General features: G+C 32.3%; 18 protein-coding genes. 6 read left to right on the forward strand and 12 right to left on the reverse strand.

Features of this window, described 5'->3' with window-relative positions; all coding sequences use genetic code 11:
* Positions 1-2 precede the first annotated feature (2 nt).
* From BD847_RS10090 to BD847_RS10140, 11 genes are all read right to left on the reverse strand, one after another.
* Positions 3-2,786: a TonB-dependent receptor gene (locus BD847_RS10090; RefSeq protein WP_115888138.1), complete on the reverse strand. Its 2,784-nt coding sequence runs from the start codon at positions 2,784-2,786 to the stop codon at positions 3-5.
* Between the two features lie 5 nt (positions 2,787-2,791).
* Entirely contained in the window at positions 2,792-3,535 is a 744-nt protein-coding gene (locus tag BD847_RS10095; RefSeq protein ID WP_115888139.1) for a hypothetical protein, read from the reverse strand.
* Positions 3,536-3,715: 180 nt separating this feature from the next.
* A complete protein-coding gene (locus BD847_RS10100) occupies positions 3,716-3,967 on the reverse strand; it encodes a hypothetical protein (RefSeq protein WP_115888140.1) in 252 nt (83 codons plus the stop codon).
* Between the two features lie 165 nt (positions 3,968-4,132).
* Positions 4,133-4,879, reverse strand: a complete 747-nt coding sequence (locus BD847_RS10105; protein ID WP_115888141.1) for a LytR/AlgR family response regulator transcription factor — start codon at positions 4,877-4,879, stop codon at positions 4,133-4,135.
* A gap of 1 nt (position 4,880) precedes the next feature.
* A complete protein-coding gene (locus tag BD847_RS10110) occupies positions 4,881-6,269 on the reverse strand; it encodes a tetratricopeptide repeat-containing sensor histidine kinase (protein ID WP_244201579.1) in 1,389 nt (462 codons plus the stop codon).
* Positions 6,270-6,616: 347 nt separating this feature from the next.
* The gene (locus BD847_RS10115) at positions 6,617-7,009 is read right to left on the reverse strand and encodes a hypothetical protein (RefSeq protein ID WP_115888142.1); all 393 of its coding nucleotides are present in this window, start codon (positions 7,007-7,009) and stop codon (positions 6,617-6,619) included.
* 237 nt (positions 7,010-7,246) lie between these two features.
* Positions 7,247-9,382 carry a polyribonucleotide nucleotidyltransferase gene (locus BD847_RS10120; protein WP_115888143.1) on the reverse strand — a complete coding sequence of 712 codons (2,136 nt, stop codon included), beginning with the start codon at positions 9,380-9,382 and terminating at the stop codon, positions 7,247-7,249.
* Positions 9,383-9,549: 167 nt separating this feature from the next.
* Complete coding sequence (gene rpsO / locus BD847_RS10125; RefSeq protein ID WP_007804772.1) at positions 9,550-9,816, reverse strand: 30S ribosomal protein S15; 267 nt, start codon at positions 9,814-9,816, stop codon at positions 9,550-9,552.
* 98 nt (positions 9,817-9,914) lie between these two features.
* A complete protein-coding gene (locus BD847_RS10130; protein WP_115888144.1) occupies positions 9,915-10,859 on the reverse strand; it encodes an energy transducer TonB in 945 nt (314 codons plus the stop codon).
* A gap of 108 nt (positions 10,860-10,967) precedes the next feature.
* Positions 10,968-11,663 carry a toxin-antitoxin system YwqK family antitoxin gene (locus tag BD847_RS10135; protein ID WP_115888145.1) on the reverse strand — a complete coding sequence of 232 codons (696 nt, stop codon included), beginning with the start codon at positions 11,661-11,663 and terminating at the stop codon, positions 10,968-10,970.
* Positions 11,664-11,696: 33 nt separating this feature from the next.
* Entirely contained in the window at positions 11,697-12,152 is a 456-nt protein-coding gene (locus BD847_RS10140; RefSeq protein ID WP_115888146.1) for a GAF domain-containing protein, read from the reverse strand.
* Positions 12,153-12,223: 71 nt separating this feature from the next.
* Here BD847_RS10140 and xrtF point away from each other — a divergent pair, with 71 nt between their 5' ends.
* The 6 genes from xrtF to BD847_RS10170 all read left to right on the forward strand — a co-directional run bounded on the left by xrtF (position 12,224) and on the right by BD847_RS10170 (position 16,940).
* Positions 12,224-12,760, forward strand: a complete 537-nt coding sequence (gene xrtF / locus BD847_RS10145; protein WP_115888147.1) for an exosortase family protein XrtF — start codon at positions 12,224-12,226, stop codon at positions 12,758-12,760.
* Positions 12,750-13,196, forward strand: coding sequence for an exosortase F system-associated membrane protein (locus BD847_RS10150; protein WP_115888148.1), 447 nt, complete (start codon positions 12,750-12,752; stop codon positions 13,194-13,196). The genes xrtF and BD847_RS10150 overlap by 11 nt, the downstream gene beginning before the upstream one ends.
* Before the next feature lie 45 nt (positions 13,197-13,241).
* A complete protein-coding gene (locus BD847_RS10155) occupies positions 13,242-13,640 on the forward strand; it encodes an HYC_CC_PP family protein (RefSeq protein WP_115888149.1) in 399 nt (132 codons plus the stop codon).
* Between the two features lie 113 nt (positions 13,641-13,753).
* Positions 13,754-15,760 carry a TonB-dependent receptor plug domain-containing protein gene (locus tag BD847_RS10160; protein WP_115888150.1) on the forward strand — a complete coding sequence of 669 codons (2,007 nt, stop codon included), beginning with the start codon at positions 13,754-13,756 and terminating at the stop codon, positions 15,758-15,760.
* Between the two features lie 25 nt (positions 15,761-15,785).
* Entirely contained in the window at positions 15,786-16,127 is a 342-nt protein-coding gene (locus BD847_RS10165) for a heavy-metal-associated domain-containing protein (RefSeq protein ID WP_115888151.1), read from the forward strand.
* A gap of 132 nt (positions 16,128-16,259) precedes the next feature.
* The gene (locus tag BD847_RS10170; protein WP_115888152.1) at positions 16,260-16,940 is read left to right on the forward strand and encodes a DedA family protein; all 681 of its coding nucleotides are present in this window, start codon (positions 16,260-16,262) and stop codon (positions 16,938-16,940) included.
* Between the two features lie 281 nt (positions 16,941-17,221).
* On the opposite strand, the gene rodA is transcribed toward BD847_RS10170, so the two are convergent.
* Positions 17,222-18,457, reverse strand: a complete 1,236-nt coding sequence (gene rodA, locus BD847_RS10175) for a rod shape-determining protein RodA (RefSeq protein ID WP_115888153.1) — start codon at positions 18,455-18,457, stop codon at positions 17,222-17,224.
* Between the last annotated feature and the right edge of the window lie 12 nt (positions 18,458-18,469).

Genomic DNA, 18,469 nt, shown 5'->3' on the forward strand with positions numbered 1-18,469 from the left:
AATTAGAATTTAAAATTATAAGTGATACTAGGTACAGGTATAGAGAAAATAGAAGTTTTGTATCCTTTTATTTTTCCATCAGGTTCAGTTACAAAATAAATTGAATAAGGGTTGTTTCTTCCTAATACATTATAAATAGAAATGTTCCAGAAGCTGTGCGCTAATTTTTTTATTTTGTGATTTCCTTCAATATTTACTCCAATATCTAAACGGATGTAATCTGGAATTCTATAAGCATTTCGGTCACTATATAAAGTGTATTCTGCATTTCCATATTGGAATGTTCCAATAGGATATGTAATTGGTCTTCCCGTTTGATATAAGAAGTTAGTCGAAAGACTGTAACGTCTTGTAAATTTATAATTTAAAATAGCACTTAAATCATGTGGTTTATCAAAATTTGCCGGAAAGAAATTACCATTATTTACAGTTTCTGAACTAAACTGACTATCAAGTTTGATTAAAGTACGAGAATACGTGTATCCAATCCAACCGTTAAGTCTTCCTGTAGTTTTCTTTAATAACAATTCAACTCCGTATGCTTTTCCTTCACCTTGAAGCAATTCGGTTTCAACATTTTCGTTTAATAAAAGCTGAGCACCAACTTTGTAATCAAGGATGTTTTTCATTTTTTTATAATATCCTTCCAAGCTAATTTCATATTCCTCATCTTTCAGGTTTTTGAAAAGCCCTAAGGAAACTTGCTGAGCACTTTGCGGCGCAACATTCGAATCAGATAATTTCCATGTATCTGTTGGCGATTGTGTCACATTACTTGACAAAAGGTGAATGTATTGACGTGTCATATCATAACCCGCTTTTACCGAAAAATCTTCAGTAATAAAATACCTAGCTGCAAAACGAGGCTCTAGTCCGCCGTATGTTTTTACCACTTCGTTCTTTTTGTAATGCGTTGTTCCGGTTACAGTTTCATCGCTTAAAGGTACGCCTGGCATATAACTGTTTACATTTGCTTCGCCTAAAGAAGCATAGAAAGAATATCGTAAACCTAAATCGATGAGCCATTTGTCATTCAGCTTATAACTGTCTGCCAAATAAAGGGCCGATTCTAATGCTCTCTCTTTTTCAATATCAGTCGAAATTAAGGTTGCTTCTGGTTTTGTAGGATGTTGATATCCTGGTGAAATATTATAAAGTTTACTTGCCAGACCGTATGATAAAGTATGCTTTGGCGTAAGCTGATAACTTAATTTATACTGCAATTGAGATTCATTTACTTTGTATCCAAATTCAAATGCATTTGGATCAACTGAATCATAATCGATATTGAATTTGTATTCACTATTCGTGAAAATCAAAGCCGATTTGCTTTTTTTGTTAAATGTATGATCCCATTTTAATGACGCAAGTCTGTTGCTGTACTTGTAAATAGAATCGGTACCAAGACTGAATTTGTCATGGCTATAATAAGCTGTTGCTTCTAAATTGTTGTTGCTGTTAATAGCATTGTTGTATTTAATGATTCCGTCATAGAAACTTGCCTGACTGTTTTTTAAATCTTCATTATCCAATGCTTTTAAAATCCAGTCTGAATATGTTGCACGACCACCTACGATAATACTAGATTTGTTTTTTTCGATTGGCATACTAAGCGTAAGATTCGAAGTAATTGGTCCGATGGCACCTTCTCCAGAAAACTTTTCCGGATTTCCATTTTTTGTTGTAATATCAAAAACAGAAGATAATCTTCCTCCAAAATCGGCAGGAATACTTCCTTTATAAATATCTGCTTTTTTTGCCGTGTAAGGGTTAATAGCAGAGAAAAAGCCTAAGAAGTGTTGCGGATTGTAAAGTACCGCGTTGTCCAAAAGAATTAAGTTCTGATCTTCTTTTCCTCCTCGAACACTAAATCCGGCAGAACCTTCTCCAGTTGTTTTGATACCCGGAAAAGTTGTTGCTACTTTCAAGATGTCTCTTTCTCCAAGAATCAGAGGAACATTTTTAATTCCTTCAATATCAATAGAAACTAAGCCTGAAATTGCTGTTTCAGTAGTTTTTTGACCTTTCTTTTTAACTACAACTTCGTCTAGTTGATTCGATTTCTCGTTAATATCGACATTAAATGTTCCATCATCATAAACCATTAAAGTTCTTACAACTTCTTTGTGGCTCAAAGATTTAATTTCAATAACATTTATTCCTCTCGGAAGCTGTAAAGTATATTTTCCGTCAGGATCACTTGACGTACTAATGTTTTTACCTCTAACTTTGATAAAGATATTCGCTTCAGGTTTACCTGTTTCTTCATTTTTAATGGTACCTGAAACCGCGAAATTTCTTTTAGCCGAATCTTTATTTTCTTTTCCAATGAAAATTACAGAAGCTTTTTTTGTAACACTATAACTATTTAAAGAGTCATATTGCTGATAAAATACAGGATTTTCAGTCTGATTTAGATTGTTACTAGGTGTTTCTATAGGAGCATCGACAAAATAATTAGATGGTAAATCGTCATGTATTGTGCTGTTAAGTGTCAAGATTACTTTCTTTTGTAAAACGATAAAATTCAAATCGGTTTTACTTAAGATTTTGTTTAACAGATCTTCGATTTTTACATCAGTATAAGTTCCTGAAATCAAGTCTTTATTTGAATTAATCCAGGTTGGATCAAAGTAAAACTTATAAGAAGACGCAGATTCAATTTTTTTGATTACGTTTTCAAGTGTTTCGTTTGTAAAAGTTACAGATAATTTCTCATTCTGGTTTTGGGCAACAGATAATTGAAATGAGAATAAAAGTATTAAGGCGAGTAAAATTTTTTTCATTTGTCTTATTTTGTTTGAATAGAAAGAGAGTTAGAAATATATTTCATCAAATTTTTCATGAATAGATTCAAGTCCGATTTTCTTTGCTCTCGATTCATTAAATAAAACCCGTTGATTTGTTTTTTTTGTTCCGGAAATAATTTAAGAATATCGTTTTTCCCTTTTATTTGATAAACGGTACCTTTCAGGTCAACAAAAAAAGTATTGTCTTCTTTGAAATTGTAATATACTCCTGTTTCAGAAAGTGTTTTTAGCTGGATTTTTCGATGTTTGATATAAAATACAAAATCGGCTGCAAATTTGATTTCTTCATAGTAGCCAGTTGTAAATTCTGGTACAGTTTCTATTTTTCTGTCTATTTTGACAAAGTTTAGATCTTTAATAGAAAAAGAAGAAATCTTATTTTGAATAAGGCTGATGCCGATATTTTCAGATTGTCCAAAAGGATTTAGGACTAATATGTCTCTGTAAGTATCATATTTCAACTTTACATCATAATAATTTTGGTTTTCATAAGTGACTTTCCCCAATTCAAAACTATCAGTTAGAAACAAATGGCTTCCATCTTGGGTTCGAAAAGTATTAGTAAAGGGTGTGCCATTGTTTAAGTCAAGATTGTCCTGACCGACAGTTTTGTCAAACCATTTATAAGTATTTACTTCGGTATTTGTTTGACTATGACTTGTGTGAATGTTTAAGAATAATCCAAATAATATGAGGAAAACTAGGCTTTTTTGGTAATTTTTCAAAGGATTCTACGGTTTTAGTGATTTGTTTTGGTGGTTTTCAAATTTATCAAAAAAATCTAACAAAAACAGTAGACAATTGTTAAATTGTAATAAAAGTTTTGCTTTTTATAAAAAAAACACCTCGAGCCTCATAATGAAAGCTGAGATGTTTTTTAGCGAAACGTGGAGCAAAAGTTGTTCTTAATCCTTGAAATCGTCAAAGGAATCAAGGGTTTCGTCAAATATTTTTTTTAATGATCTTAGATATAATGGGAAAGAAACGGCCAGAATTATGTACTCTTTTCTAAAAACAGTAATGTCGTCCAAAATTTTGTATAAACTTGGAATTATAAATACCAGTGACACTATTACGCCAATCCAGGGATTATTTTTAATTTGTTTTAAAAGTGCTAGAAGTTTCATTGGGGACGCTGGGTTTAATACAATTCTCATTTAGCTTTTTGATTAGTTTCTTGATGTAAAAGTACTTTTGTTCTACGTGCCCAGATATAAAAATGTCATGAAAGCCATATTTGATGTCATGAAATCTTCGGATGTTTTATATTCATTGCTATAAATAAAAAAACTCTCACAATGAAGAGTTTTTTCGAGATATTGCTAAGATAAAATATTCATCTTTTTAATAAAGTCTTTATAGGTATCGCCGAGATTTATTTTATGATTTCCTTTTAGAATAATCAAATTGTCGGCGAGAATGATTTCTTCAATTTTATCCGAATTGACTATAGTATTACGATGTATTCGAAGGAATTTGGCTTTGTCCAATAATTCACTGATTTTAGTAAGTGATATTAAGATTACAAATTTCTCTTTTTCGGTCACTATATTACAATAACGTTCTTCAACTTCAATGTATAGAATATCATTTAATGCGACTTTCTTGAGCGCATTTTTCTTCTTTATAAACAAAAAGTCATTGCTGACCACTGTGTTTTGTTCTTCGCTCAAAAAAACATTAGTCTGCTCGTAAAACTTTTCGACCGCCATTTCTATGGCATATAAAATTTCCAATTCATTAAAGGGTTTCATCAAAAAGCTGAAAGGTTTGGTAAGTTTGGCTCTTTCAAAGATTTGACGATCCTGCGAACTAGTTAAAAACACGAAAGGTTTAGATGCATTCGGGATAATATTAATCGATTCTGCAAAAGTGATTCCGTCTGGTTTGCCATCCAGAAAAACATCAATAATAATAACATCGACACTGCATTCATAAAAAAGCTTTAATGCCGATGTAAAATCGCGTGCAACTCCTGCAACCGTATAATTATTCTCGAGCAGAACTTTTATAAGTGCGTCACTTTGTGCCGGAGTATCCTCAATGATTAAGACATTAATATTGTCCATATTATTTTATTTTGGGTAATGTAAGTATTATTTTGGTTCCTTTGTTTATTTCGCTTTCAATTGAAAACGTTCCGCCGTTTTTCGCTGTCATTTGTTTGCATAATTGCAAGCCTAAGCCAGTTCCTATAATTTCAGAATTATTTTTCTTTACTAAAGTTTCGCTGTCCTGAAGTAATTCTGAAATTGTATTTTCAGACATTCCAATACCGGAATCCTCAATAATGATTTGAAGAAATTCGGAATTGACTTCGGCGGTATAAAAACGAATTTCGCCATTTTGTTTTGAAAATTTTATCGCGTTGTCTAATAAATTTCTGAATATAATTTTTAGCGAATCAAGATCTACAAACAAAAATATATTTTTTGGAACCAAATTTTCAAATCGAATTTCCTTTTCCTGTAGCAAAGACTTATAATTATATTCAATCTGTTGTACTATCGAATATAAATGAACAGATTCTTTATGAAAGTACAGTTGCTTGGTTTGTAACATTGCCCAGTGAAGCAAATTGTCTAATAAGCTATACGTGTCATTTGCAATACTGCTATTTTGCGTAATTAATTGGTTTAATTGCTCGTAATTTTTGGTTTGTAATGAATCTGATAATTTTGAATTACTTGTTTTTAAGGCGTTTACCGAGGAGCGCAAATCGTGACTTACGATTGAAAAAAGTTGGTCTTTATGATTGTTGAGCTGATCGAGTTTGTTTCGTTGAATTAAAATTGTTTTTGCATTTTTTACTTTTTGAGCATAAAAATAAACTCCTGAAGTCAACAATAATAATAAGACAATTGCTGATACAAATAATCCGTTTCGCTGATTGTTTTTTAACTGATTTTCTACTTTAAGAACTTTAATTTGCTTTTGTTTTTGCGCAACTGCGAATTTTTTTTCAAGTTCAGCTATTGCCCAGATTTTGTTTTGGTTGTTTGCTGAATCCTTCCATTGATCAGCTTCTTTTCTATATTCTAATGCTTTTTTTAAATTTCCTCTGTTTTCCTCTACAATGGACATGTTAAAAGAGGTTAGATTTTTCAGTTTAAAATCTTTGCTTTTCTGAGAGAGATTGTATGACTTTGTATAGTAAAATATTGCTAGGTCATCTTTATACAATTCATAATATAAAGCGGCCAGATTAGTGTACGCGTTTGATGTCTTATCATTGTTCTGATATTTTTCGCATAAACTTATATTCTTGAGCAAGTATTTTTCGGCCAATGAATATTGTTTTAGAAAAATATAAGTAGTTCCAAGTCCGCTGTAAATATTAGACAGGTATTTTAAATCTTTTACAGTAATTGATTGTTTTTCGGCTAATTGAAAATATTCTAAAGCTTTATTTAATTTTTTTGTTTCTAAATGAGTTACTCCTAAAACAAAATTTTTCATATGAGAGAGCTCAAATTTCTCCGAAATTAATGAAAGTTCGTTTTGGGCTTCTTTGTAAAACTTTTTATTGAAAAAACACTGACCACGAAAATAGTGGCAATAATCAGATAGATTTTTGTTTTCTGAAACACTCAATTGTTTCATGGAGTATACCAATGTAGAATCCCAGTCCTTTTTTAGATAGAAAGACTGGGCTTTTACAAAATTATTTTCACCATTAAACTGAACTGCTTTTTCTTGAAGTATTTTTTTTTCAAATAAATTAATCTCTTTGGACTGTGAGTACAGGAAAAATGGTAAAATAAATAAAAAACAAAAAAGGATTTTGTTGATTTTTAAATTCATTATTAAGGAACATTTGTTTTAGTACCTCTTGATGTTTCAGGATCTATATCTTTTAAATAAGAAATGATTTCGGTAATGTCGCCAACGTTTTCAGAAGTATAATCTAGTTCAACATACCAAACGTCACAGCTTTCAGGAGTTTCCTCAGAGAAATCATAATCGAAAAATACGGTTAGTGTATTACCATCTTGCGTTGGCTCTTCAACAGTTGGGTTCTTTGGATCTTCTGAGTTGATGTATAAAGTTGCGCGGATTTTTAAAGTTAATACTCCATTTTCAGGTGTATAAAACTTTGCTGATACTAATGGTGGTACGGGATACGTAACAGTTTCAGGATGAGAAAAAATAAAATCACCAGTATTGATTTTGGTGTTTTGTAAAACGGTATAAGCCATAGGAATGGTTTTTAAGGGTTAATACTTTATTTTTGGTAGTCTAAAGATATTTTTTTTCTGACAATAAATGCTATAATGGTGCTGTTTTTTAGTTTGTTGAACTATTATTTTTACTCAAGAGTAGAAGATATTTTCGTTCTAAGATTTTTTTCAAAACCTAAACAAAACGAAAAACCCCAACTCAAATACATGAGTTGGGGTTTTCTATGAATAAACCTTTAGTAAACTAAGATCTGATTACTCTTTTTTCTCCTCACGTGGAGGTCTTGGAACAAGTGCTTTTTTAGACACTTTTTCTTTTTTAGTTTTAGGGTCAACTCCTAAGTATTTCACTTGGAAAACATCTCCCATTTTAACTACATCAGCAACGTTTTCAGTACGTTCCCAAGCTAATTCAGATACGTGTAATAAAACTTCATTTCCTGGCGCAGCAGTATACTCAACTACAGCTCCAAAATCTAACATTTTAATTACTTTAACTTCATAAGCTTCTCCCATTTGTGGTTTGAAAGTGATAGAAGCAATTTTTGCTAATACCGCTTCAATTCCAGCAGGATCTGTACCTAAGATTTCGATAACACCTTGTTCGTCAACTTCGTTGATCACGATAGTTGTTCCGGTAGCTTTTTGTAATTCTTGAATTACTTTTCCACCAGGTCCAATTAATGCTCCAATAAAGTTTCCAGGAATAGTTCTAGTAATGATTTTTGGTGCATGAGCTTTTACGTCAGCTCTTGGTGCAGCGATAGTTTCAGTTAATTTTCCTAAGATGTGTAAACGTCCATCACGAGCCTGAGCTAAAGCTTGCTCCATAATGTCATAACGTAAACCATCAATTTTGATGTCCATTTGACAAGCTGTGATACCGTCAGCAGTTCCAGTTACTTTAAAGTCCATATCTCCTAAGTGATCTTCATCACCTAAAATATCAGACAATACAGCAAATTTCTCTCCGTCAGTAATTAATCCCATAGCAATTCCAGAAACTGGTTTTACCATTTGAACTCCAGCATCCATCAAAGCCATTGTTCCAGCACAAACTGTTGCCATAGAAGAAGAACCGTTAGATTCTAAAACCTCAGAAACAATACGAATTGTGTAAGGACAATCAGCAGGAATCATATTTTTTAAAGCTCTTTGAGCTAAGTTACCGTGACCAACTTCTCTTCTTGAAGTTCCTCTTAATGGTTTTGCTTCACCAGTTGAGAAAGGAGGGAAGTTATAGTGTAAGTAGAATTTCTCTTCACCTTGTTCAGATGGAGAATCGATTTGGTTTGCTTCTCTAGAAGTTCCTAAAGTTACAGTTGCCAAAGCTTGAGTTTCTCCACGTGTAAATAAAGATGAACCGTGAACTCTTGGTAAATAATCAGTTTCACACCAGATTGGTCTGATATCTGTAGTTTTTCTACCATCTAAACGAACACCTAATTCTAATACTACATTACGAACAGCTTCTTTGTTTGTTTTGTAGAAATATTTAGAAACTAAATCACCATCAGCAGCTAATTCTTCTTCAGTAAATAAAGCTTTAACTTCTTCTTTTACTTCAGCAAATGCAGCGCCTCTTTCGTGTTTAGCTGAACCAACTTTTGCAATAGCATAAATTTTATCGTATGCTGCAGCTTTTACTTTTTTGTAAATTTCTTCGTTCTCTTTCTCACCTTCGTAAGTACGAATTTCTTTTTTACCAAAAGCTTCTTGTAAACGGTATTGAGCCTGAATTTGAACTTTGATAGCTTCGTGAGCGAATTTAATAGCTTCGATCATTTCTGCTTCTGAAATTTCTTTCATCTCACCTTCAACCATTGCTACAGAATCCATAGAAGCTCCAATCATCATATCGATGTCTGATTTTTCTAATTCTTCTCTGCTTGGGTTGATCACTAATTTTCCGTCGATACGTGCAACACGTACTTCAGAAATCAAGTTGTAAAATGGAATATCTGAAACTGCTAATGCTGCAGAAGCTGCTAAACCAGCTAAAGCATCTGGCATAACTTCTTCGTCGTGAGACATTAACTGAATCATAACTTGTGTTTCAGCATGGTAATCGTCTGGGAAAAGCGGACGTAAAACACGGTCAACTAATCTCATTGTCAATACTTCGCTGTCGCTCGGGCGTGCTTCTCTTTTAAAGAAACCTCCAGGAAAACGACCTGCTGCTGCGAATTTTTCGCGGTAATCTACCGTTAATGGTAAAAAATCAACGCCTGGGTTTGATGTGCGAGCTGAAACTGCTGTTGCAAGAATCATAGTGTCGCCCATTCTTACTACTACAGAACCATCAGCTTGTTTAGCTAAACGTCCTGTCTCGATTGTGATGCTTCTGCCATCACCTAAATCGATCTTTTCTACAAATAATTGTGGAATCATAAATTTTTTCCTTATTGATTATACAATGGGTTTTAGTTGTGTTGTAGTTGTTGTTGTGTGTAGTTGTTGTTATCTAAAACCCAATGAAAAACCAAACTTTTTTTCTTGTATTATGCATGCAATGTAAAAACAAAAAGAGGCACTTTCGCACCTCTTTTCTATATTGATTATTTTCTGATATTCAATACTTTGATAATCTCACGATATCTGTTAATTTCTTTCTTTTTCAAGTAATCTAACAAAGCTCTTCTTTTACCTACTAATAGTACAAGAGAACGCTCAGTGTTGTAATCGTGACGATTTTTTTTCAAGTGTTCAGTTAAGTGTGAAATTCTGTAAGTGAACAATGCAATTTGACCTTCTGCGCTTCCAGTGTTTGTTGCACCACCGTGTTGTGCGAAAATCTCTTCTTTCTTTTCTTTAGTTAAATACATTCCAATATTATTTAATGATTTTTATGTATGTCATACAACTTTTGTAAGACGGGTGCAAAATTAGAACTTTTTTTTTGAAAAATAAATTTTATTGCGTTTTATTTTCCTATTATTGTTATTGGTAATTTATAAAGGGCACGAAGTGGAATTCCTCTAATCTTTCCGGGATTCCATTTTTGGGCTTCTTTAATTAGTTGTATTGCATTTTCATCTATGCCATAACCAACACCTTTTAATACTTTTGGCTCCACTAGATTTCCTTCTTCATCTACTATAAAGCTCATGTATATTTTTCCGGAAACTTTTCTGGCTTCAAGAGGAATTCGCATTGATTTCCCAATATAACTGTTAAATGAATTTATTCCGTTTTTAGGACTTGGTCGAAGGTGTTTTTTGCTGTAAGAATGTTTTACATTTAAAGAATCGGTAGTGATACCTGAAATTAATTCTCCATTCTTATACATTTCTATAAAACTTGATTTTTTCTTAAAATCTTTTCCTGTCCAAGTGCCATCTGGTACGCCATTTTTTATTTGGCCTGATTGCTCATTGTTTTCACTTTTATCTGAATAATATCCATTTCCGTCTGCAACGATACGTTCTTTTTTAGTATTCCAAAAGTTATTAATTTTACCTTCTTGGGAGCCTTTTTTGTTTTCAGAATACGTAATTTCAGATTTTATGTCTCCATTTTCATACCAGCTGAATTCTTTTCCTGATTTTTTTTCCTTTACATAATTAACAGTGTATTTTTTATTTCCATTCTCATAATAAGAGATTGCTTGTCCGTCATTTATAATAACATCTTTGTTTAATGTGATGGCTATGAATTTTAATTTCCCCGATTTATAGAAGTCTTTGTAAACATAAGATTTTTTATCAGAGTAGTATTCTTCGATAAGTCTGGTATATTTATAGTTTTCCGCAGTTGTTGGAGACCACATAGAGTCTAAATAGATTATTTTATTGACCTCAGTAGCGTTTTGTGAAAATGTTTTTGCTGAAATTAAAATAAAAAATAAAAGACGTAAGATTTGTTTCATAAAGATGTTGGAAATAAGACTACGCCAAAGTAATATTTTTAATACAAATAGGGAAGATTTGTATATTATCAAATTAAGAAATTTTTTACAGTGTTGGCTTTAAATAAGTTATTTTGATTTGACAACCTTTTTTCCTGATTGTTTTTCAAGCAAAGAAGAATAAGAAGTTTTAATATTGTTTCCGTCAATACTTACTCCTGAAATTAAAATGCCTTTGTCATAATTGTCGGTAAACGAAATGTTTTTAGAAAAGTCATTTCCCCGCCAAACACCTTGTTTTAAGCCATTTTTTATTTCTCCTTTTTGAGTTACAAATCCTTCTGTTTCTTGATATTCTCCATTCCCATCAGTTACAGTTTGTGTTTTGTCTTCGTTCCAGGAATTAAGAATTAAAGTTTGTGATTTCTTGGTTTTTGAATCCCAAGAATTTTGTTTCTCTAATTTCTTGCTTTGGTTTTCGTACCAGCTAATTTCTTTGCCGGATTTATGATCATCAGAATAATCTATAACCGATTCTTTTGCTCCGTTTTTGTAGTAATAAATAAACTCTCCATCTTTTTTCAAGATATCTCTGTCTAAAGTGGCGCCAGTCATTTTCTTTCTGCCATTTTTGTAAAAGTCAGTAACAACATATCTCGCACTTTTTTGAGAATAATTTGTGATTACTCGCGTGTAGCTGAAGTTGGGAGAGGTGGTTTCAAGGTTTAACGAGTCAAGAAAAATTTTCTTCGAGACCATGTTAATCTGTGCAGATAGACCAGTTGAAATTATAACAAGAAATATTATAAAAATACTTTTTTTCATTCTGGTCTATTTTTTATACTAAAAATAGGGCTTCTAGAATAATTTAGCAACTTCCTGATTCACAAATTCTAAAAAACGTTCGTCAGCTTCTGTAAAAGGATCAATCACGTGGCTGTCGATATCGATTTGGCCAATGTTTACTCCATTAACAAAAAGAGGCACAACGATTTCAGATTTTACAGTAAAGCTGCAAGCAATATAATTGTCTTGTGCTGCAACATCCGGAACAACAAAATTTGCATTGCTTTCTGCTACTTGTCCACAAATTCCTTTTCCAAACGGAATAACAGTATGGTCTGTTTCTGCGCCAACATATGGTCCTAAATGAAGTGTTTTAGCTTCATGATTAGCAAAATAAAAACCAACCCAGTTGTAATATTCTACATTTTCATTCAATAATTGACAAATTGCCAATAATTTTTCGTCTCTGCTATTGCTTGAGTTAGCAACAATTGCGCTTATTTTTGGTTGTAATTCCTGAAAAGTCATAATAAATAAATTTTATACAAAAGTATTTAAAGCTGAACTCAAAAAATATATAAATTTGAAAAAAAATTCCGTTGAAAAAATATTTAATACAATTTAAACCGTTCCTTCTTTTTATAGGCACTTTTTTTCTGGCTTATATTGTACTTACTTTAGTTTATAAATTTTATTTGAATAGCTACAGTTCTAATAAAGTTGACGGAATTACCAAGAATGTTGCTGATGCAGTAGAATATTTGATGCGTCTTTTTAATGCTGATGTTAGGGTTGTTGAAAATCCAAATTATTCCAGCATAGTAGTTTATTATCGAAAAAGTTCGATTGTCAGGATAATAGAAGGATGCAATGCAGTAAGTATCATAATTTTATTTATTTCTTTTATAATGGCTTTCTCGGGAAAGTTTAAAACGACTTTGCTTTTTATTTTGTTTGGAACAATTTTTATTTATGTTTTAAATGTAATCAGAATTATTTTCTTAATTGTTTTACTTTATAGATTTCCGGAATACACACATTTTCTACATGGAGTTCTTTTTCCTCTGATTATTTATGGATTAATCTTTCTTCTTTGGATTGTTTGGGTTACTAAATATTCGAAATATGCGAAGTAAATGGATTCAATATCGGTACCGAATTCTATTTTCGATTTTAATTATCTTAGGCTTGGGATTTATTAGGGCTTTCGAAAATAGTCTGTTTTATGATCCTTTTTTGAACTATTTCAAAGCCGATTTTAATTCGCTGCCATACCCGGAAGTAAACACTTTTAGGCTTTTTTGTGGATTGTTTTTTCGGTACATATTGAATTCTATTTTGTCTTTAGCGCTTATTTATACATTGTTTAGGGATGTCGAGATTTTAAAGTTTACGTCTTTTCTTTTTGTATTTTTTCTAGTACTGCTTTTCGGATTGTTTTTTATCATTTTTGAATATTTCCCTGACGGAAGCTGGCTTTTATTCTATGTCAGACGATTTATTATTCAGCCTATATTTGTTTTGATTTTCATTCCGGCTTTTTATTATCAGCAGCAATATTTTAAAAAATAACATTTCATTAGATTTTTATTCCGGACTTTTAGATAATTTTGCAATATGAATTTAAAGAAGTGCACCGGATTGTTTTTAGCTTTTCTATTGTTGGTTTCCAACATTGGATTTGCTTTTGATGTGCACTATTGCGGAGGCGAGATCGCTTCGGTTTCTTTAAATACAACGGCGAAAGCTGCTCCGGAAAAAAAATGTTGCGGTGAAAAGGAAAAAAAATCATCTTGTTGTAAAGACAAAGTGGTTCATTTTGAGAAAAAATCAGATCACGCAACGTTCAAGATTTTCTTTTTTCAACTTGATTTCCCGGCTGTAATTCAGGAATTCAGACCAATTACCTTTTTGGCTGTTCCTAATTTCAAAACAAATCAGATTACGACTTATTATTCTGATGCCAATGCGCCGCCATTATTCAAATTATACAAGCAATACATTTTCTACTCCTGATTTTAATGTTTGATCAAGCTTAACTTTTAAGCTTGGATATGCTGTTGTTCTAATTTTTAGTATAAGAATTAGTAACAGAATAGTCTTCAAATTAACATTAAAATCAATTTTTTATGCAAAGAAATATTATGCTTTTGGGCATGATTTTACTTTCGTTTTCTGTTTTTTCTCAGGAAGATTTAGACGAAGTAAAAATCACCAAAAAGCAAAAAGGAATTAAAAAATCCTATACACTTACCGCCAATACCTCTGTAATAACCAGTAAAGAGCTTTTAAAAGCAGCTTGCTGTAATCTTGCAGAGAGTTTCGAGACAAATCCATCTATTGATGTCAATTTTTCTGATGCTTTGACCGGCACAAAACAAATCAAAATGCTTGGACTTACTAGTCCTTATTTAATGATTACCGAAGAGAATATTCCGTCTGTTCGTGGTGCTTCACAAGCTTATGGATTATCCTTTACGCCCGGAACCTGGATCGAAAGTGTCCAGATAACAAAAGGCGCCGGAAGCGTCATAAATGGATATGAAAGTATTTCTGGTCAGATAAATACAGAGCTTTTAAAGCCTTTAAATGATGTGCCGTTTTTTCTGAATGCTTATGGTTCTACCGATGCGCGTTTTGAATTAAATACGCAATTCAATAAAAAACTTTCTGATAAATGGGCGACAAGTCTTTTTGTGCACGGAAATGCTCGTGTAGCAAAAAACGATATGAATGATGATGGATTTTTAGATAATCCGTTAGGGAAGCAAATCAATGTTTTAAATCGATATCAGTATTATAATCCTGAAAGTGGTTTGGTTAGTTTTATCAATTTCAGATATATGAATGATAAAAAACAAACTGGTGAAGTTGCTTTTGATAAAGATGTGGATCGCGGAACTACAAATCATTGGGGCTCGGAAATTAATACAGAGCGTTTCGATGTTTCGACTAAAATAGGCTATGTTTTCCCTGATATGCCTTATCAAAGTATTGGTTTTCAAAATGCATTTAACAGCCACAAACAGGAGTCCTATTATGGTTTGAATTTATATGATATTAAACAGAATAGTTTTTATTCTAATCTAATTTTCAATTCCATTATTAATAATACCATGCATAAATTCACTACTGGTTTGAATTTTACATATGATCAGTATCAGGAATTTGTAAATGTGAATGATTACAGCCGAATCGATAATTCTGTTGGTGCTTTTTTTGAGTACACTTATGATAATACAGATAATTTCAGTTTGATTTTAGGAGGAAGAGTCGATAATCATAACCGACTTGGATTCTTCGTTACACCTCGTCTGCATATGAGATATAATCCCTGGAAAAATGGTGTTGTTCGTTTTTCTGCCGGAAGAGGAAAACGTTCGGCTAATATTTTTGCCGAAAATCAGCAGCTTTTTGCAAGTTCAAGAACCTTTTCAATTTTGGATACTAATGGAAAAATCTACGGATTAAATCCTGAAATTGCCTGGAATTACGGTGTAAGCTTTTCGCAGAAATTTAGAATTTTCAATAAAAATGCCGAGGCAGGATTTGATTTTTACCGAACTGATTTTCAAAATCAGGCGGTTGTCGATTTAATGCAAAGTGCGCAGGATGTTTTGTTTTATAATTTAAAAGGAAGTTCGTTTGCAAACAGTTTTCAGTTCGAGTTTAATTACGAGCTGATTCATAATCTTAATTTGAGAACGGCTTACAAATATTATGACATTCAAACCGATTATTTGAGAGGAACTTTCCAAAGACCACTGCAGGCTAAACATCGTTTTTTAGGAAATCTGGAATATGAAACCCAATTAAATAATGGGAAACAATGGAAATTTGACTATACACTAAATTGGTCAGGAAAGCAGCAATTGCCTTATACAGCTACTAATCCTACTGAAGATCAGTTTCCTGATTTTTCGCCGTCTTACGCTGTAATGAATGCGCAGGTAACAAGGGTTTTTTCTCCGGTTTTTGAAGTGTATGTTGGAGGAGAAAATATTGGGAATTACAAACAGAAAAAAGCTATTTTAGGCGCCGAAGATCCATTTGGACCTAATTTTGATGCTTCTATAGCGTATGCACCAATTTTTGGACAAATGTATTATGCAGGATTAAGGTTTAAAATAAAATAATTAACAACAATAAATAAATAGAAAAATGAGAAATCTAATTTTAATTGCAATAATGAGTGTTTTAGGATTTACCGCTCAGGCTCAAAAAAAGAATAAAAACCTAAAATATACTACGGAAGTAAATGGTAATTGCGAACAGTGTAAAAAGCGCATTGAAAAAGCGGCATATGCAGTTCCTGGAATAAAAACAGCAAATTGGGATATTAGTTCGCACCAGTTGACTGTAATTTTGAATGAAGAAAAAACTTCGCCAAAAGATTTGAATGCCGCTATTGCGAAAGCCGGTCATGATACTAAAGAGATAAAAGCAACTCAGACAGATTATGATAATTTACATAGCTGCTGCAAGTATGATCGAGAATTATAATAACGAGGCCTCAGGTTTAATTTCCTGAGGCTTTTTTAATAGTTAATTTATCTTTAAAATACTGCGTTTTATTGTGGTTGAAGCAAATTATTGTTAATTTCACAAACTTATAAGTATAACCAAATTCATTTTATGAGTAATTTTGATTGGACCCAGTTAATAAACCCTGAATTCTATATAACTTTAAGTATCGGAGGTTTTGAGATTGGCCTATTTATTGTTCTGTTTATAGTTTTTGCTGAGACAGGACTTTTCGCAGGTTTTTTTCTACCAGGAGATAGTTTGCTATTTTTAGCTGGTATTTACAGCCGCGATTTAATTCAGAATGTTGTTTATATTCCAGGTGATTTTATTAATGTTTTTTTGCTTTCGACAGCGGTGGCTATTATGGGAGTTTTCGGAAATATGACCGGCTATTGGTTTGGAGCGAAAAGTGGTTATTACTTATTTAAAAAAGAAGATACATTTTGGTTTAAGAAAAAATACCTTTTACAATCAAAAGATTTCTTTGAAAAGTATGGCGGAAAAGCGATTATTTACGCACGTTTTCTTCCAATCTTCAGGACTTTTGCTCCAATTATTGCCGGAATTGTTTCAATGGACAAGAAGAAATTCATGTTCTACAACGTTCTAAGCTCATTTTTGTGGTCTTTTATATTAATCTTTGCAGGACATTATCTTTACGGAGTTTTCCTGAAACAAGGAATAGACTTAAAGCATCATATAGAATACATCATCATTATCATTATCATTATCTCAACATTCCCGGTTTTACTTAAACTTTTAAAGAAAAGACCAAGCGAACATATTTAAGATAAATAAATCATACAAAAAAAGTCCGAAGCTAAAACTTCGGACTTTTTTTATATCAATAATTAAGTGTAGTTCTGTTTAAATAAATGAAAGACTTGAACTTTTATCTTGTTTTAAATTAAAGCAAGATTTCAACAATTGAGATGTAATATCAAGTATTACAGATGGCTGTTTATAGAAAATTACGAAAACCTTTTAAATAATTTGTTTTTGATACAAAAGCAATTTTTAAAACAATTAAGAATTAACAACTATCAATTAACAATAAACAATTATCAAAATTACCATTCATTAACCTTGTTAGCGTCCATTTTTAGGAAAATGAACAACAAGATCGTAAATCCCCAAAGTCCGGAACCTCCATATGAAAAGAAGGGCAGAGGAACTCCAATTGTTGGAAAAATACCAATAACCATTGCAATATTTACGAAAAAGTGGATGAATAAAATTCCGGCGACGCAATAACCATACACCCTGCTGAATTTTGTTTTTTGCCTTTCTGCTAAATAAATTACTCTTAAAAACAATCCGACAAAAAGCGCAATAACGACAAGCGAACCAGCAAATCCCCATTCTTCGCCAACAGTTGTAAAAATGTAATCGGTATGCTGTTCCGGTACGAATCCTCCTTTAGTTTGGGTACCTTGCAAGAAACCTTTTCCAAGCCATCCGCCAGAACCAATTGCAATTTCAGATTGGTTAGTGTTATAACCAATCCCTTTCATGTCAACCGTTTTTCCAAGTAAAATATTAAATCGGTCCCTGTGGTGTTGTTTGAAAACGTTATCAAATACATAATCTACAGAGAAAACAAATGCTGAAATAATGACTAGAAAAATACCGCTCATCAATAAATTTCGGTCAACAACACGGCCTTTGAAATGAATGATTGCTAATACTAGTGCAGCGAGTAATATTACTACATAGGGTTCTAAAACTAATGTTAGTACAAATAACAGAATTGTTATAAATCCAGTCCATACATACCATGATGGCAAACCTTCACGATATAAAACGATAATGAAAATGCTATAAATTAAGGCACTTCCCGGGTCGGGTTGCGGCAAAATAAGGATGACCGGTAAAAATACAATTGCCAATGCCTGAATTTGCCTGTTTACTTCCTTGAGATTGATTTGCGTATCACTTAAATATTTGGCTAAAGCTAATGATGTAGCAGCCTTAGCAAACTCTGAAGGTTGCAATGTAAAACTTCCAATGGCATACCAACATCTTTGACCTGCAATTGTTTTTCCGAAAAGAAACAAGCCGGCAAGAGATAATAATGACACTCCAAAAATTATACTTGCATACTTTTCATAAAATTTTCCATCAACAAAAAGCACAACAAAAATTAGAGGAATAGTACATCCAATAAAAATTAATTGTTTTTGATAAGTGCCTTCCGTAGATAATAACGAAGAAGAATAGATATTTAGCCACCCTAATATTACTAACGCGATGTAGATAAAAACGCTTATCCAGTCAATATTATTTTTTACGCTTTGATTTTTCATCTGAAATAATCT

The organism is Flavobacterium cutihirudinis (genome assembly GCF_003385895.1).
Lineage (GTDB): Bacteria > Bacteroidota > Bacteroidia > Flavobacteriales > Flavobacteriaceae > Flavobacterium > Flavobacterium cutihirudinis.

Coding starts and splice junctions, on each gene's coding strand:
- rodA (WP_115888153.1), bottom strand. CDS start 18,457: ATGAAAAATCAAAGCGTAAAAAATAATATTGACTGGATAAGCGTTTTT.
- BD847_RS10140 (WP_115888146.1), bottom strand. CDS start 12,152: ATGACTTTTCAGGAATTACAACCAAAAATAAGCGCAATTGTTGCTAAC.
- BD847_RS10165 (WP_115888151.1), top strand. CDS start 15,786: ATGAGAAATCTAATTTTAATTGCAATAATGAGTGTTTTAGGATTTACC.
- BD847_RS10100 (WP_115888140.1), bottom strand. CDS start 3,967: ATGAGAATTGTATTAAACCCAGCGTCCCCAATGAAACTTCTAGCACTT.
- BD847_RS10115 (WP_115888142.1), bottom strand. CDS start 7,009: ATGGCTTATACCGTTTTACAAAACACCAAAATCAATACTGGTGATTTT.
- BD847_RS10110 (WP_244201579.1), bottom strand. CDS start 6,269: ATGAAAAATTTTGTTTTAGGAGTAACTCATTTAGAAACAAAAAAATTA.
- BD847_RS10130 (WP_115888144.1), bottom strand. CDS start 10,859: ATGAAACAAATCTTACGTCTTTTATTTTTTATTTTAATTTCAGCAAAA.
- BD847_RS10105 (WP_115888141.1), bottom strand. CDS start 4,879: ATGGACAATATTAATGTCTTAATCATTGAGGATACTCCGGCACAAAGT.
- BD847_RS10090 (WP_115888138.1), bottom strand. CDS start 2,786: ATGAAAAAAATTTTACTCGCCTTAATACTTTTATTCTCATTTCAATTA.
- BD847_RS10150 (WP_115888148.1), top strand. CDS start 12,750: ATGCGAAGTAAATGGATTCAATATCGGTACCGAATTCTATTTTCGATT.
- rpsO (WP_007804772.1), bottom strand. CDS start 9,816: ATGTATTTAACTAAAGAAAAGAAAGAAGAGATTTTCGCACAACACGGT.
- BD847_RS10120 (WP_115888143.1), bottom strand. CDS start 9,382: ATGATTCCACAATTATTTGTAGAAAAGATCGATTTAGGTGATGGCAGA.
- BD847_RS10170 (WP_115888152.1), top strand. CDS start 16,260: ATGAGTAATTTTGATTGGACCCAGTTAATAAACCCTGAATTCTATATA.
- BD847_RS10160 (WP_115888150.1), top strand. CDS start 13,754: ATGCAAAGAAATATTATGCTTTTGGGCATGATTTTACTTTCGTTTTCT.
- BD847_RS10155 (WP_115888149.1), top strand. CDS start 13,242: ATGAATTTAAAGAAGTGCACCGGATTGTTTTTAGCTTTTCTATTGTTG.
- BD847_RS10135 (WP_115888145.1), bottom strand. CDS start 11,663: ATGAAAAAAAGTATTTTTATAATATTTCTTGTTATAATTTCAACTGGT.